Origin of the sequence: Caulobacter sp. Root1455, from assembly GCF_001426905.1 — a bacterium.
In the GTDB taxonomy this organism is placed as follows: Bacteria; Pseudomonadota; Alphaproteobacteria; order Caulobacterales; family Caulobacteraceae; genus Caulobacter.
The window spans coordinates 631627-645579 of sequence record NZ_LMFQ01000024.1 but is presented as its reverse complement, the minus strand read 5'-3'; the positions used below and the strand labels follow the sequence as shown (position 1 = coordinate 645579).

At 68.2% G+C, this 13953-nt stretch carries 12 protein-coding genes and 2 pseudogenes; 9 read left to right on the top strand and 5 right to left on the bottom strand.

Annotated elements, in window-relative coordinates; all coding sequences use genetic code 11:
- Positions 1-80 precede the first annotated feature (80 nt).
- Both ASD21_RS20635 and ASD21_RS20630 read left to right on the top strand, forming a co-directional pair.
- Positions 81-2090 (top strand): SPFH domain-containing protein, encoded by a 2010-nt coding sequence (locus tag ASD21_RS20635; protein WP_156390819.1) that lies wholly within the window; start codon positions 81-83, stop codon positions 2088-2090.
- Between the two features lie 225 nt (positions 2091-2315).
- Positions 2316-2651 carry an EF-hand domain-containing protein gene (locus tag ASD21_RS20630; protein ID WP_056445794.1) on the top strand — a complete coding sequence of 112 codons (336 nt, stop codon included), beginning with the start codon at positions 2316-2318 and terminating at the stop codon, positions 2649-2651.
- 35 nt (positions 2652-2686) lie between these two features.
- On the opposite strand, the gene lepB is transcribed toward ASD21_RS20630, so the two are convergent.
- Positions 2687-3463: a signal peptidase I gene (lepB, locus tag ASD21_RS20625; protein ID WP_056445791.1), complete on the bottom strand. Its 777-nt coding sequence runs from the start codon at positions 3461-3463 to the stop codon at positions 2687-2689.
- 129 nt (positions 3464-3592) lie between these two features.
- Positions 3593-5977: a TonB-dependent receptor gene (locus tag ASD21_RS20620; RefSeq protein ID WP_056446274.1), complete on the bottom strand. Its 2385-nt coding sequence runs from the start codon at positions 5975-5977 to the stop codon at positions 3593-3595.
- A gap of 244 nt (positions 5978-6221) precedes the next feature.
- Between ASD21_RS20620 and ettA the strand changes: the two genes are divergently transcribed.
- The gene (gene ettA, locus ASD21_RS20615) at positions 6222-7889 is read left to right on the top strand and encodes an energy-dependent translational throttle protein EttA (protein ID WP_056445788.1); all 1668 of its coding nucleotides are present in this window, start codon (positions 6222-6224) and stop codon (positions 7887-7889) included.
- 73 nt (positions 7890-7962) lie between these two features.
- Here the strand turns inward: ettA and ASD21_RS20610 are convergent, their stop codons facing one another.
- A complete protein-coding gene (locus ASD21_RS20610; RefSeq protein WP_056445785.1) occupies positions 7963-8394 on the bottom strand; it encodes a hypothetical protein in 432 nt (143 codons plus the stop codon).
- Positions 8395-8653: 259 nt separating this feature from the next.
- Here ASD21_RS20610 and ASD21_RS20605 point away from each other — a divergent pair, with 259 nt between their 5' ends.
- Entirely contained in the window at positions 8654-9613 is a 960-nt protein-coding gene (locus ASD21_RS20605) for a 2-hydroxyacid dehydrogenase (RefSeq protein WP_056445783.1), read from the top strand.
- Here ASD21_RS20605 and ASD21_RS24915 read toward each other — a convergent pair.
- Positions 9610-9845, bottom strand: a pseudogene (locus ASD21_RS24915) (hypothetical protein); the annotation flags it as partial. The gene ASD21_RS20605 and the pseudogene ASD21_RS24915 sit on opposite strands and share 4 nt — an antisense overlap.
- Positions 9846-9867: 22 nt before the next feature.
- Positions 9868-10182 (bottom strand): annotated as a pseudogene (locus tag ASD21_RS24910) (carboxymuconolactone decarboxylase family protein); the annotation flags it as partial.
- Between the two features lie 31 nt (positions 10183-10213).
- Here ASD21_RS24910 and ASD21_RS20595 point away from each other — a divergent pair.
- The 5 genes from ASD21_RS20595 to blaCAU all read left to right on the top strand — a co-directional run bounded on the left by ASD21_RS20595 (position 10214) and on the right by blaCAU (position 13874).
- Complete coding sequence (locus ASD21_RS20595) at positions 10214-10609, top strand: winged helix-turn-helix transcriptional regulator (protein WP_056446269.1); 396 nt, start codon at positions 10214-10216, stop codon at positions 10607-10609.
- Entirely contained in the window at positions 10610-10984 is a 375-nt protein-coding gene (locus ASD21_RS20590) for a VOC family protein (protein ID WP_056445778.1), read from the top strand.
- 96 nt (positions 10985-11080) lie between these two features.
- Positions 11081-12058 (top strand): ArsR/SmtB family transcription factor, encoded by a 978-nt coding sequence (locus ASD21_RS20585; RefSeq protein ID WP_056445776.1) that lies wholly within the window; start codon positions 11081-11083, stop codon positions 12056-12058.
- A complete protein-coding gene (metF, locus tag ASD21_RS20580) occupies positions 12055-12999 on the top strand; it encodes a methylenetetrahydrofolate reductase [NAD(P)H] (RefSeq protein ID WP_056445773.1) in 945 nt (314 codons plus the stop codon). Before ASD21_RS20585 ends, metF begins: the two co-directional genes overlap by 4 nt.
- Positions 12996-13874 (top strand): CAU/MBL1b family subclass B3 metallo-beta-lactamase, encoded by an 879-nt coding sequence (gene blaCAU, locus ASD21_RS20575; RefSeq protein WP_056445770.1) that lies wholly within the window; start codon positions 12996-12998, stop codon positions 13872-13874. Before metF ends, blaCAU begins: the two co-directional genes overlap by 4 nt.
- Positions 13875-13953 lie beyond the last annotated feature (79 nt).

Sequence of the window (13953 nt, the reverse complement as noted above, 5' to 3'; positions counted from 1 at the left end):
CGCAGCATGCATACCTGAAGCTTGGCCGCTGTTTCATGGAGCGATGATCGCTTCCCAGGCGGCCATATGGGGCTACCTAAATGTCTAACGTCATGGCGTTGGGACCGCTTGTCGGTTCGGCGCTTTTTGTCGTGCTCGCTTCGGCGGTGTTTGTCGCGCTCTCGGGCATGGTCCGCTACATCGGCAACAACCGCGTGGCGGTGGTCGAGAAGCTGTGGAGCCGGCGCGGTTCGATTGCCGGCGGCCTGATCGCGCTGAAGGAGGAGGCCGGCTTCCAGCCCGACGTCCTGCGCGGCGGCCTGCATTTCTTCTTCCCGTTCCAGTACCGGCTGCACGTCCAGACCCTGGTGACGATCCCGCAGGGGCGGGTCGGCTATGTCTTCGCCCGCGACGGCGCGCCGCTCGAGGCCGACCAGACGCTGGCCACCCATCCCGACGGCGTCGACTTCCAGAACGCCCGCGCCTTCCTCGAGGCCGGCGGGCAGAAGGGGCCGCAGCGCAAGATCCTGCGCGAGGGCGCCTACGCCATCAACCTGGCCCAGTTCGTGGTGGTGACCAAGGACCGCACCTTCGCGCTCAGCCTGGACCGCGACGAAGCGGCCCTGCTGGCCCAGATGGCCGAGATCATCGAGGAACGCGGCGGCTTCGAGCCGGTGGTGATCAAGGACGCAGACGACCAGATCGGGGTGATCACCGTCCATGACGGCCCTGGACTGCCGTCGGGCGAGCTGATCGCGCCGCTGGTCGGGACCGACCCCGAGGATCACGCGACCTATCACAACAGCTTCCAGGAGGCCGGCAAGTTCCTCGCCGCCGGCGGCCGCAAGGGTCGCCAGCTGCAGGTGCTGGTCGAGGGCACCTACTACATCAACCGGCTGTTCGCGACGGTCGAGCGGATCAACAAGACCGTAGTCGAGGTCGGCCAGGTGGGCGTGGTGGTGTCCTACACCGGCGCGCTGGGCGCCGACACTTCGGGCGAGGGCTATCGCCACGGCGAGCTGGTGGCCAACGGCGAGCGCGGCGTGTGGCGCGACCCGCTGCTGCCGGGCAAGTACGCCTTCAACACCTATGCCGGCCGCGTGACCATGGTGCCGACGACCAACTTCATCCTGAAGTGGGAGACGATGGCCGTGGGCTCGCACAAGTTTGACGAGAACCTGGCCGAGGTGTCGCTGATCACCCGCGACGCGTTCGAGCCGACCCTGCCGGTCTCGGTCGTGGTCCACATCGACTACCGCAAGGCGCCGCTGGTCATCCAACGGTTCGGCGACATCAAGAAGCTGGTCGAGCAGACCCTGGACCCGATGGTCAGCGCCTACTTCAAGAACATCGGCCAGACCCGCACCCTGATCGAACTGTTGCAGGACCGCAGCGCGATCCAGAGCCAGTCGAGCGAGGAGATGAAGGCCAAGTTCGGCCTCTATAACCTCGAGCTGCAGGAGGTGCTGATCGGCACGCCGCGTCCGTCGGCCAGCGGCGACGACCAGATCGAGAAGATCCTGACCCAGCTGCGCCAGCGGCAGATCGCCGACGAGCAGGTCGGCACCTACGAGCGGCAGAAGTTCGCCGCCCAGAAGGAGCGCGAGCTGCGCGAGGCGGAAGCCTTCGCCAAGCAGCAGACGGCGATCACCGAGAGCCAGCTGTCGATCCAGGTGCAGCAGAACGCCGGTAAGGCCAACCTGGCCCGCTCGGAGCAGGAGGCCCAGCAGCGCCGGACCCTGGCCAAGGCCGACGCCGACGCCATCCGGCTGCTCGGCGAGGGCGAGGCCGGCAAGGTCGTGGCCCTGGCCCGGGCCGAGGCCGAGAAGGTGACCAAGGTGGGTCTGGCCACCGCCGAGGCCATCGCCAGCCAGGTCGAGGCCTCGGGCGGCGCCCGCTACCAGCTGGCCCGCCAGGTCGCCGAACGCTTCGCTCAGGCCCTGGAGACCAGCGGCGTCGACGTGGTGCCCAAGGTGTCGATCACCGGGGCCGGCGGGGAGGGCGGCGCCAACGGCGGCGTTATGCAGGCCCTGCTGACCCTGCTGATGTCCGAGAAGCTGGGCCTGGCGGTCGACGCCGCCCCGGTTCAGTACGAGGAGGAACAGGCCTAAGCGGGAACGCATGGGGCGCGGCGGGTGCGTCAGCTCGCCGCGCCCGGCAGGAATCGCTTGCAACCCCATCCATGTTAGCGGTAACAGGCACCCGTGAGGCGCCGAGCGCCTCTGCCCTTCTGGGCGTTTCCTCCCTAATGACTTCAAGCCCGGTCTTTTGGCCGGGCTTTCTTTTTGCGCGCGCGGAAAAGTGCTAGCCGTTGGGAACGTCTGAAAGGGTGTTCCATGAACGCTGGAAAACCGCTCAAGAAAAGCGAAGTGCTCGAGGTCCGTCTCCCGCACGAGACCAAGACCGCCTTCATGGCGCGATGCCGCGAGACGCGGAGCACCGCCAGCGAGGCCGTCCGGATCTTCATCGACCGGGAACTGGCCGGCCGCGCGACCAAACCCAGCCGGTCCAACCTCGTCTGGCGCGTCCTGGCCGCCGCCTTGGCCGGCCTGGCGGTCGGTGCGGTCGCCGCTCCCTCGCTGGCCCGACCGATCGCGGCTCACGCGGCCTTCGATCGCCTGGACGCCAACCACGACGGCGCTCTGAGCCTCGAGGAATTCAGCCGGCGCTGAGCCGGGGACACGCCGCGAGGGCATGTCCCCAGCCGCTATCGGATCGGTTTGAGAAAGCGGTCCACCTGCAAGTTCAGCCACGTCCAGGGCTTGAGAAGCGCGGCTCCCGAACGCCAGGACAGCAGCACGAACTTGGCCCTGCCGACCAGGTTCTCGGCGGGCAGCAGGCCCACGCCCAGTTCGCGGGGAAAGCGGCTGTCCAGCGAGTTGTCGCGATTGTCGCCCATCACGAAATACTGGCCGGCCGGGACGACATAGACGTCCGTGTCGTCGCCGGGCTGGCCGGGGCCGCCGTCGTAGGTGACGTAGGCTTGGCCGTTCGGGGCGCGCTCGCCGATCGCCAACACCCGCCGCTGCGGCGCGTCGTGGTCCCGGGTCACGCCCAAGGGCGTCCGCGGGATGGCCTCGCCATTGACGAAGACCTGAGCGCCGCGGACCTGGACCCGGTCGCCGGGCAGGCCGATCACGCGCTTGACCCAGGTCTGGGCGGGATCGCGCGGCAGCCGGAACACCACCACGTCGCCGCGCTTAGCCGAGCGCCCCAACAGGCGCCCTTCGAACAGCGGCGGGTTCAGGGGAAACGACGCGCGGCTCCAGCCATAGGCCAGTTTCGAGACCACGATGTAGTCGCCCGTGACGAGGCCCGGCTCCATCGAGGAGGAGGGGATGGTGAAGGGCTGAAAGACGACGACCCGCAAGGCCAGGGCGATGGCGAGGCCGGCGCCGGTGGTGCGGACGATCTCGATCACCTCGCGCCGAACGCTTGCAGCGGCGTGACGAGGAGCGGGGGAGGGGGAGGGTGTGTCGGTCATGCCCCGAGGACGGCCCGCCTTGCCGCGAAAGGCCAGAAAAGCCGTGTCGGGACAGTCGTGAAATCTTGTCCGGACACGAAAAGGGCCGGGATCGCTCCCGGCCCTCCGTCTGTTCGCTGACGCCGCGCCCTAGAACTGCTTGCGGATCGTCAGATAGGCCTGGCGCGGGGCGCCCGGCAGCAGGGTCATGGCCTGGCCGGTCGGGTCGGCCTTGGCCGCGCCGCCCGAGCCGACCGTCGAGATGTAGTCCTCGTCGGTCAGGTTGGTGATGTTGGCCTGGATATCCAGGCCGCGCAGCCAGGCGTTGGTCTCGCCGTCGAAGCGGTAGCCCAGCGTCAGGTCGGCCACCGTGAAACCCTCGACGTGGCCGCCGTTGTTCTCGAACGTATACCAGCGCGAGCTGGTGTAGCTGACGCCGAGATTGGCGAACACGCCCGTGCCCTTGTCATAGCTCAGCACCGCCTTGAACAGGTGCTCGGGCGTGTAGATCACGTCCTTGTCCTTGGTGTGCATGGCCACCGCGCCGCCGGCGCCGGGGACATCGTCCTGGTAGGTCGAGCCGTTGTAGGCGTAGGAGCCGTACACCGACCAGGCGTCGGTCATCAGGAACTGACCGGCCAGCTCGACGCCCTGGGTCTTGACCGAGCCGACGTTCGACAACACCGCCGGCAGGCCCAGGATCGGCGGGGCCGTGCTGGCGCTGTCCAGGCGGTTCTCGAAGTCGACGTGATAGAACGCGGCCACGCCCTGGAAGCGGTCGGTCTTGTAGCGGACGCCGCTTTCGAAGGTCTTGGAGGTCTCGGGCTCGAGGTTGTCGCGGATGTAGTTGACGACCGACTGGTTCTGCGAGGCGAACGGACCCGAGGTGGCGGCCGAGACGAAGGCGGCCATGTTCTCGGTATAACCACCGAACAGCTCGATGCCGTTGTTGAAGTTATAGACGACGCCCACCTGGGGCAGGAAGCTGTCCTCGGACTGGATCTTGCCGTTCACGGCGCCGACGACCGAGGTCACCTCGTTCTCGACCTTCAGGGCCTTGAAGCCGAAATTGACCTTCAAGGCGTCGTTGATCGTCCAGACGTCCTGGATGTAGCCGGTCGTGGTCTTGGTGTTGAACTTGTACTCCCACTGCGTGAAGAACGGGTTGGACTGGAAGTCCAGCGGGTCGCGCGACGGAGCCGCCAGGGTCTCGGCGTAGAACCGGCGGGCCTGGTGGAAGTCGTTGTCCTCGGTCCAGAAGCCGGCGCTGATCGCATGCCCGCCCAGGTCGACATAGACGTTGCCGATCAGGCCCTTGCGGTCGATGTCGTACTCGGTGGTGCGGATCGACAGCGGCGCGGCGGTCGAGCCGGCCGTGCCGTAGCCGGGGCTGACGGTGTAGGGCGTGTACCACAGGCCCTGGCCTTGGTTCTTGTGGCCGTAGCCGGTCAGGTCGAAGCGGGCCGTCTCGCCCAGGTCGTGCTTGAGGGCGACGGCGTAGAGGTCGTCGTCGCGGATGCCGGCGCCGGCGTAGTAGGCGTCGTCAGGCGTGGCCACGCCGTACTGGGCGTAGGGGTTGGTCCCGACGCCGGTCCAGTAGCCGCCGCTCAGGATCGGGTTGGGGCCGGCGTAATAGGCCGGGTTGTTGAGCACGGCGCCGACGCCGGTCGCCTTGTTCCAGTCGGGCTGGAAATTGTCCCAGTCGCGGCCCAGGCGCTTGATCATGTCGAACGACATGTCCTGGTAGTCCTGTTCGCGACGCTCGGAGTGGTTCCAGAACGCGGTCAGCGAGCCGGTCTCGCCCAGGGGCAGCACGAGCTTGGCGTCGTACTGGCGCTGCTTCTGCTCGCTGCCGCCTTTCCACTTGTCGGCCTTCTGGTCGACCGCCGAGACATAGCCGCGCAGGCCGCCCAGGCCCTCGATGGCCCCGGTGTCGAGCCGGCCGAACACCCGGTGCATGTTGTCCGAGCCGACGGTGGCGTTGGTCTGGACGTGGAACTCGCGCGACGGGTCGCGGGTGAAGAACTGCAGCGTGCCGCCGAGGTTGCTGGTCGAGGCGGTCGACAGCGAGCCGGCGCCCTGTGCCAGCTCGACCTTGCCCAGGTCCTCGCTGGTGACCGCGCGGCTGACGTGCAGGCCGTTGTAGTTGCCGTAGCTCATGTCGCCCAGCGGCACGCCGTCCAGGGTGAAGCCCAGGCGGCTCTGGTCGAAGCCGCGGATGGCGACGCGGGTCGACCACTCGTAGGCGCCGAACGCGTCGGCCGATTGGAAGCTGACGCCCGGCAGCTTCTCGACGGCGCGCAGCGGGCTCGAGCCGGCGGCCAGCACCTCGATCTGGGTGGTGTTGATGGTCTGGACCTGGCGGCTCTGGCCCTGGCCCAGCACGATGACGGCGTCGACTTCGTTGGCGTCGGCCTCGCTGGCGTTGGGAAGGGCCGCGGCGGCCGCGGGCGCGGTTTCGGCGGCCAGGGCCAGGAGCGGCGCGGCCGACAGCAAGGCGCACAGGGCCCCGCCGAGCATCAGGTGTCGTTTCATGATTTGGATCCCCACGCCGACGCTCAAAAAAAAAAGGGAGCGGCGCCGGCTTGGAGAGCTGCGGTAACAGCGGCCGGCGACAGCGCGTCGACAGTTTGATGTCGGGTTTCCGACGGGTCGGCGACAACCGGGTGACGGGCTGTCGCACCCGCGCGCCGGCCGGGAACATTGCGGAATCCCGTCCCGGAGGCTATCTGAGCGCCCGACCCCCGATCCCCCGCTCCAGCGAGAACCGACGCCCCCCATGGCTCAGCAATATATTTTCCAGATGCAGGGCCTGACCAAGGCCTTCCCAGGCGGCAAGAAGATCTTCGAGAACATCTGGCTGTCGTTCTATTCCGACGCCAAGATCGGCGTGGTGGGCGTCAACGGTTCGGGTAAGTCGACCCTGCTGAAGATCATGGCCGGCCTGGACGACCAGTTCTCGGGCGAGGCCCGCGCCGCCGAGGGCGTGCGCCGGGGCTACCTGCCGCAGGAGCCGGTGCTTGACCCGACCAAGGACGTCTGGGGCAATGTCATCGCCGACTGCGAGGACAAGCAGATCTTCGACAAATACAACGAGGCCGCCAACAAGCTCGGCGAGGAATATTCCGACGAGCTGATGGAGGAGATGACCAAGCTCCAGGAGATCATCGACGCCCGCGACCTGTGGGACATCGACTCCAAGGTCGAGATGGCCATCAACGCCCTGCGCTGCCCGCCCAACGACGCCAGCATCGCGGACCTGTCGGGCGGTGAAAAGCGCCGCATCGCCCTGGCGCGCCTGCTGCTCAGCAAGCCCGACATCATGCTGCTGGACGAACCGACCAACCACCTGGACGCCGAGTCGGTGGCCTGGCTGCAGCACCACCTGGAAAGCTTCCCGGGCTGCGTGATCCTGGTCACCCACGATCGCTACTTCCTGGACCAGGTCACCAAGTGGACGCTGGAGCTGGATCGCGGCAAGGGCATCCCCTACGAGGGCAACTATTCCGGCTGGCTGGAGCAGAAGCAGAAGCGCGTCGTTCAGGAGCAGTCGGAGTCCGAGTCCCGCCAGCGCGCCCTGACCCGCGAACTGGAATGGGTCCGCAGCTCCCCCAAGGCCCGTCAGTCCAAGTCCAAGGCCCGTCTGGCGTCGTACGAGGAAATGGTCGCCGCGCAGGAGAACGCCCGCGCCGCCCAGACCCACGCCCACATCCAGATCCCGCCCGGCCCGCGCCTGGGCAATGTGGTGCTGGAAGTCACCGGCCTGGAGAAGGAATACGGCGACAAGGTGCTGTTCAAGGACCTGTCGTTCAAGCTGCCGCCCAACGGCATCGTCGGCGTCATCGGCCCGAACGGCGCCGGCAAGTCGACCCTGTTCAAGCTGATCACCGGCCGCGAGCAGCCCGACCAGGGCACGGTCAAGGTCGGCGAGACCGTCAAGCTGTCCTATGTCGACCAGTCGCGCGACGCGCTGGACGCCAACAAGACCATCTGGGAAGAGATCAGCGGCGGCACCGACGTGATGATCGTCGGCAAGCGCGAGATCAATTCCCGCGCCTATGTCGGCAGCTTCAACTTCAAGGGCGGCGACCAGCAGAAGAAGGTCGGCCTGCTGTCGGGCGGTGAGCGCAACCGCGTCCACCTGGCCAAGACCCTGGCCACCGGCGGCAACCTGCTGCTGCTGGACGAACCGACCAACGACCTGGACATCGAAACCTTGCAGGCCCTGGAGGAGGCTCTGGAAGAGTTCGCGGGCTGCGCCGTGGTCATCAGCCACGATCGCTGGTTCCTGGACCGCCTGGCGACCCACATCCTGGCCTTCGAGGGCGACAGCCACGTCGAATGGTTCGAAGGCAACTTCGAGATGTACGAGGAAGACAAGAAGCGCCGCCTGGGCGCCGACAGCCTGATCCCCAAGCGCATCAAGTTCCAGAAGTTCGCGCGCTAGACCGCGGGCGCTTCGGGAGAAACATCGGACGGGGCGGCCTGCGAAGGCCGCCCCGTTGTGGTTTGGGCCGAGCCTACTTCGGTTCGGTCGGCGCGCCGGGCGTCGTGGTCGAGCCGGGCAGGTTCGAGCCCGGCGCCGGCGTGCCGGACTCCGGCATGGTCGGCGGCGTGGACGGCATGCTGGTCGAGGAGTCCGAGGGCATGCTGGTCGAAGCCGGCGGGTTCACCGAGGTGTCGGGAGCCGGGGTGGTGGTCGTCGTGGTCGTCGTGGTCGACGTCGTGGCCGAGGTGTCGGCCGACATGCCGGTCGAGGCCGAGCCGCTCCACCAGTCCTTGCTGGCCCGCGCCTTGGGCGAGGCCTTCAGATAGGCGTCCAGCTGGGCATAGGGGATCGGCTGCGACGGGCCGGCCACGACCCCGGAGGCCTTGGCTTGCGGCGCGGCCGAAGCGGCGCCCGAGACGAGCGCGGCCAGCGCGACGCCGGCGGCGAGCGTTCTGATCATCATGGGACTATTCTCCAGGCCTGGCGCGCCAACAGGACGCGTCGGCAGAAGAAACCCCTCGGCGCGGCGCCGGTTCACAGCTTGGCCTTTCGCGGCCGTGCTCGGGGACGTCAATCGATCACTATCGCGGGACCTGACCGGCAATGGCGTTCGTTAGGAACTGGAGTAGCTTGATCCCGCCACACTGATCCCGATCTTTCAGGAACAGGTTGCGGATGCGCGGCTCGCGAGTCGCGCGCGTTGTCCGGGATGGAGAAGAAGAATGCCTCAAACCCCCGCCGAAAAGCCCCACATCGCTCTTTCGCACGAGATGCTGACGCCGTTGCAGCCGCTTCTCGAGGGGGCGTACCAGGTGCACCGGCTGTGGGACTATCCCGACCGCCTGGCGTTCCTGGACGGGCCGGGGCGCCAGGTGCGGGCCGTCGTCCATGCGGGCGAGATCGTGCTGGCCAAGGATCTGCTGGCCGAGATGCCCCGGTTGGGCCTGATCGCCTGCGTCAGCGTCGGCTATGACGGCGTCGACGTGCCGTGGTGCAAGCAGCACGGCATCGCCGTCACCCATTCGACCGGCCTGAACGCCGCCGATGTCGCCGACCACGCCGTGGGCCTGGTGCTGGCCGCCTGGCGCGGCATCGTCGAGGGCGACCAGAAGCTACGCAGCGGCCACTGGACCACCATGGAGCGGATGAGCCCTCGCCACGGCCTGCGCGGCCGCAAGGCCGGGATCGTCGGCCTGGGCCATATCGGCGAGGCGGTGGCACAGCGCCTGGAGGCGTTCGAGCTGAAGGTGTCGTGGTGGGCGCCGCGTCCCAAGGAGACCGAACGTCCGCGCGCCAAGACCTTGCTCGATCTGGCCAAGGACAGCGACATCCTGGTGGTCTGCGCCCGTCCCGACGCCACCAACCGCCACATGATCAACCAGGCGGTCATCGAGGCGCTCGGGCCGCAGGGCCTGCTGGTCAACGTGGCGCGCGGCTCGCTGGTCGACGAGGACGCCCTGATCGCCGCCCTCAAGGACGGCCGGCTGGGCATGGCGGGGCTGGACGTGTTCGACCACGAGCCGACGCCCGCCTCGCGCTGGGCGGGCGTGCCGCACACCGTGCTGACGCCCCACACGGCCGGCGCCACCCTCGACAGCATCCCGGCCATGGTCGGGCTGACGGTCGAGAACCTGCGCCGGTTCTTCAAGGGCGAGGCCCTGGCCTCGCCGGTGGACGTCTAGGCCGGAAAGGGCGTGGCGAACGGTTCGGGCGCCAGCCGGAGGCCGTTCGTCAGCAGGCTGACCGTCCGGTAGAAGCCGGCCAGCATCATCAGCTCGATCCGGGCTTCCTCGTCGAAGGCCTCGGACAGGCGGGCCCACAGGGCGTCGTCGACGTCGGCCCTGGCGTTGACCGCGTCGCAGAACGTGATCAGCAGCGCCTCGCGCGGCGTCCAGCAGGCGGCGATCCCCGGGGTCGTCGTGGCCGCCAGCCGCTCGGCGTTCAGTCCGGCGGCGTCCGCGAAGATCGCCGCGTGCACGCCCCACTCGTAGGCCGCGCCGTTCAGGGCGCAGATCCGATGGATGACGATCTCGCGCTCGGCCAGGCTCAGATGGCCTTTGTCGAGCAGGCCGCCGCCCGTGAAGCGGGCGAACAGCCGCGGGTCGCGGGCCAGGGTGCGGAACAGCGACAGCGGCTGGTCGCCGGGCGTCTTCAGGCGATCGAGGGTTTCCTGGACGGCGGCGGGATAGGGCGCCTGGGCCGGTGGAATGCGCGCCGGGGCGATGCGGGTGTTCGTGGCGTGAGCGGACATGGTGGTCTCCTCGTGCTACAGAATCTGTATCATGGTGAAATCCGAGTCCGCTACAAAAATTGAAGCAATTACCGAAGCGCCGCTGCCCGGCGGGCCGGTGCGCGGCTCGACGACGGGCCGACCGGTCATGGCGGCGCTGGACCTGATGGGGCGACGCGGCGCGCTGCGGATCCTGTGGGAGCTGCGCGACGACGCGGTCCTGACCTTCCGCGCCCTGCAGGCGGCGGCCGAGCTGCCTCCTGGCACGCTCAACGCCCGCCTGGGCGAGCTGCGGGCCGCCGGTGTGGTGGCCGCGGCCGGCGGCTATCGCCTGACGCCGCGCGGCGGCCAACTGCTGGACGCCCTTGCGCCATTACAGGCTTGGTCGCAGGCTTGGGCCAAGGATCTGGGGGCGCCCGATCCGTGTTCCGATGCGGAGGAGGGCTAGATGGCCAAGGTGCTGGGCTTGGGCGGCGTGTTCTTCAAGGCCGAGGATCCGGCCGCCGTGGGCGCATGGTACGCGCGCGTGCTGGGCTTCGAGGTGTCCGAATGGGGCGGGGTCGCGTTCGAGCATCCGCGGGTCGGCGGCACGAACTGGTCGCCGTTCGCGGCCGACACCCACTATTTCGAACCGTCGCAGGCGTCGTTCATGATCAACTTCATCGTCGATGACCTGGACGGCGTGCTGGCCAGGGCGGCCGCCGAGGGGGTGGAGCCGACCGGACGTCAGGACGAGGACATGGGCCGGTTCGCCTGGCTGATCGACCCGGCCGGGGTGAAGATTGAGCTTTGGGAGCCGTCGAAAGAGCCTCCCGAGGCATAGTTTACCGCGCCGGCCGATTTGAAAGTCGACGTCGCGCGGGGCGGCGGGTTCGGATTTAGCTTGCCAAATCGGACATAAGGATATCTTTATGTCCCCATGAAGATAGCATCCGAACAGGTCGTGGATCTACTGCGCGCGGCGGGGGAGTCGACCCGCCTGCGCGTGCTGGCCCTGCTGGCGGCCGAAGAGCTGTCGGTGTTGGAGCTGTGCCGGATTCTGGACCAGAGCCAGCCTCGGGTGTCGCGGCACCTCAAGCTGCTGGCCGAGGCCGGGCTGGTCGAACGCTTTCCGGACGGCGCCTGGGTGTTCTACCGCCTGGCCCTGGAATCGCCCGGCCGAGCCGTGATCGGCCGGATCCTGGACCTGATCGACCCGCAAGATCCCGTCGCCCTGGGCGACGCCGAGCGGCTGGCCCTGGTGCGCGCCGAACGCGCGGCCGGCGCCCAGGCCTATTTCGCCCGTAACGCCGCGCGCTGGAACGAAATCCGCTCGCTCTACGTCGACGAGGCCGAGGTCGAGGCCGCCATCCTGCAGGCGGCGGGCGAGGGCCCCTTCGGCGAGATGGTCGATCTGGGCGCGGGATCGGGCCGCATGCTGACGCTCCTCGGCAGCCGCGCCAACGCGGCCGTGGGGCTGGATTTGTCGCAGCAGATGCTCAACATCGCCCGTGACGAGGTGGCCAAGGCCGGTCTCGTGCGGTGCGAGCTGCGTCACGGCGACATCTTCGCCACCGGTCTGCCGAACGGTTGCGCGGATCTGGTGACCGTTCACCAGGTGCTGCATTATCTGGGCGACCCCGCCGCGGCTGTGGCCGAGGCCGCCCGGCTGGTGGCCGACGGCGGGCTGTTGCTGATCGCCGACTTCGCGCCGCACGATCACGAGTTCCTGCGCGAAAACCACCAGCACCGCCGCCTCGGCTTCGCCGACGCCGAGATCATCCCGTGGATCGAGGCCGCCGGCCTGGTCCCGGACGCCAACATCGCCCTGCCGCCGACCTCGGCCGAGGGGTTGACCGTGAAGATCTGGACGGCGCGCCGTCCCGCCGTTCGAAACGCCGAAAGAAGCGCCGCATGACCGTTTCCGCCCCCCGCCGTGTTCTCGGTCCGGTCGCCCGCGCCGGCGAACGCACCGACCGTCCGCGCGTCTCGTTCGAATTCTTCCCACCCAAGACCGAGCAGATGGAAGAGAACCTGTGGTCGGCGATCAAGCGCCTGGCCCCTCTGGACCCGGCCTTCGTCTCGGTGACCTACGGGGCCGGCGGCTCGACGCGCGAGCGCACGCACCGCACGGTCAAGCGCATCCTCGCGGAGACCAGTCTGAAGCCCGCCGCCCACCTGACCTGCGTCGGCGCCAGCCGCGCCGAGGTCGACGAGGTGATCCGCGAATACTGGGAGAGCGGCGTGCGCCACGTGGTGTCGCTGCGCGGTGATCCGCCTCCCGGCGAGGGCGGCATCGGCGGCGTCTATGTGCCGCGCGAGGATGGCTACAAGAACGCCACCGAACTGACCGCGGCCCTGACCTCGATCGCGCCGTTCAACGTGCTGGTCGGCGTCTATCCGGAAAAGCATCCCGAAAGCCCGTCGATCGAACACGACATCGAGGTGCTGAAGGCCAAGATCGACGCCGGCGCCACCCTGGCCATCAGCCAGTTCTTCTTCGACACGGACGCCTTCCTGCGGTTCGTCGACAAGGTGCGGGCCGCCGGGATCACCATCCCGATCGTGCCCGGCATCATGCCGGTGACCAACTTCAAGGGCCTGTTGAAGATGTCGGCCGCCTGCCAGACGGCGGTGCCCGGCTGGCTGGCCAACATCTTCGACGGCCTGGACGAGGACGCCGACACCCGCCGCCTGCTCGCCTGCTCCGTGGCCGCCGAGATGTGCGCCAAGCTGCAGGAGCAGGGCTTCGGCGACTTCCACTTCTACACCCTGAACCGGGCCGACCTGGTCTATGCGATCTGCCGCGTGCTGGGCGTGCGCGAGGCCGCGCCGGCGCCCTCGGAGGCGGCGGCATGAAACGAACGGCGTCAATATTTCTGGCCGCCCTGGCCCTGGCGATCCCGGTCCAGGGAGCGACGACGATCGTCGACAATCAGCCGGCCAGCTGGTCCAAGCCGATCCGGCCCTATCGGGTCGTCGGCAACATCTACTATGTCGGCTCCGAAGGGCTGTCGGCCTGGCTGATCTCGTCGTCGCAAGGCCACGTCCTGCTCGACAGCGGGCCTTCGGCCGCGGGCGCGAAGCTGATCGAGGCCAATATCCAGGCGCTGGGCTTCAAGCTCTCGGACGTGAAGGTCCTGATCAACAGCCACGCCCATTTCGACCACGCCGGCGGGCTGGCCCAGCTCAAGGCCGACACCGGCGCCAAGGTCTGGATCTCGCGGCCGGACGAACCGGCGGTAAAAAAGGGGCAGCACTTCGGCGACAACGACAACGGCCTGACGCCGTTCCCGGCGGTCAAGGTCGACAAGGCGTTCGGCGAGGGCCAGAAGCTGAAGCTCGGCGAGACCACCCTGGTCGCCCACCTGACGCCGGGCCACACGATCGGCTGCACCACCTGGACCACCCAGGTGATCGACCGCGGCCGGCCGCTGAACGTCACCTTCAACTGCTCGACCTCGGTGGCGGGCAACGTGCTGGTCGGCAACAAGACCTACAAAAACATCGTCGCCGACTATCGCGCCACCTTCGCCAAGCTGAAGGCCCTGCCCACCGACGTGATGCTGCCCAGCCACGAGGAGCAGGCCGACCTGCTGGCCAAGCGCAAGAAGATGCTGGCCGGCGACGTCAACGCCTTCGTCGACCCAACGGAAATCGCCCGCTACGCCACCACCTCGGAGGAAGCGTTCGACAAGGAGCTGGCGCGCCAGGAAAGCGCTCGCAAACCGTGATCCTCGTCCCGGCTCCGGCCGGAGCGAGCAGAATTGAGTCCCGCTTCCTCGCGAAGCGCTAGAAAGACCCGAACGGCCG

Excerpts from the sequence above, each read along its gene's own strand:
- ASD21_RS20635 (WP_156390819.1), top strand. The coding sequence starts at position 81 with ATGTCTAACGTCATGGCGTTGGGACCGCTTGTCGGTTCGGCGCTTTTT.
- ASD21_RS20630 (WP_056445794.1), top strand. The coding sequence starts at position 2,316 with ATGAACGCTGGAAAACCGCTCAAGAAAAGCGAAGTGCTCGAGGTCCGT.
- lepB (WP_056445791.1), bottom strand. The coding sequence starts at position 3,463 with ATGACCGACACACCCTCCCCCTCCCCCGCTCCTCGTCACGCCGCTGCA.
- ASD21_RS20620 (WP_056446274.1), bottom strand. The coding sequence starts at position 5,977 with ATGAAACGACACCTGATGCTCGGCGGGGCCCTGTGCGCCTTGCTGTCG.
- ettA (WP_056445788.1), top strand. The coding sequence starts at position 6,222 with ATGGCTCAGCAATATATTTTCCAGATGCAGGGCCTGACCAAGGCCTTC.
- ASD21_RS20610 (WP_056445785.1), bottom strand. The coding sequence starts at position 8,394 with ATGATGATCAGAACGCTCGCCGCCGGCGTCGCGCTGGCCGCGCTCGTC.
- ASD21_RS20605 (WP_056445783.1), top strand. The coding sequence starts at position 8,654 with ATGCCTCAAACCCCCGCCGAAAAGCCCCACATCGCTCTTTCGCACGAG.
- ASD21_RS20595 (WP_056446269.1), top strand. The coding sequence starts at position 10,214 with ATGGTGAAATCCGAGTCCGCTACAAAAATTGAAGCAATTACCGAAGCG.
- ASD21_RS20590 (WP_056445778.1), top strand. The coding sequence starts at position 10,610 with ATGGCCAAGGTGCTGGGCTTGGGCGGCGTGTTCTTCAAGGCCGAGGAT.
- ASD21_RS20585 (WP_056445776.1), top strand. The coding sequence starts at position 11,081 with ATGAAGATAGCATCCGAACAGGTCGTGGATCTACTGCGCGCGGCGGGG.
- metF (WP_056445773.1), top strand. The coding sequence starts at position 12,055 with ATGACCGTTTCCGCCCCCCGCCGTGTTCTCGGTCCGGTCGCCCGCGCC.
- blaCAU (WP_056445770.1), top strand. The coding sequence starts at position 12,996 with ATGAAACGAACGGCGTCAATATTTCTGGCCGCCCTGGCCCTGGCGATC.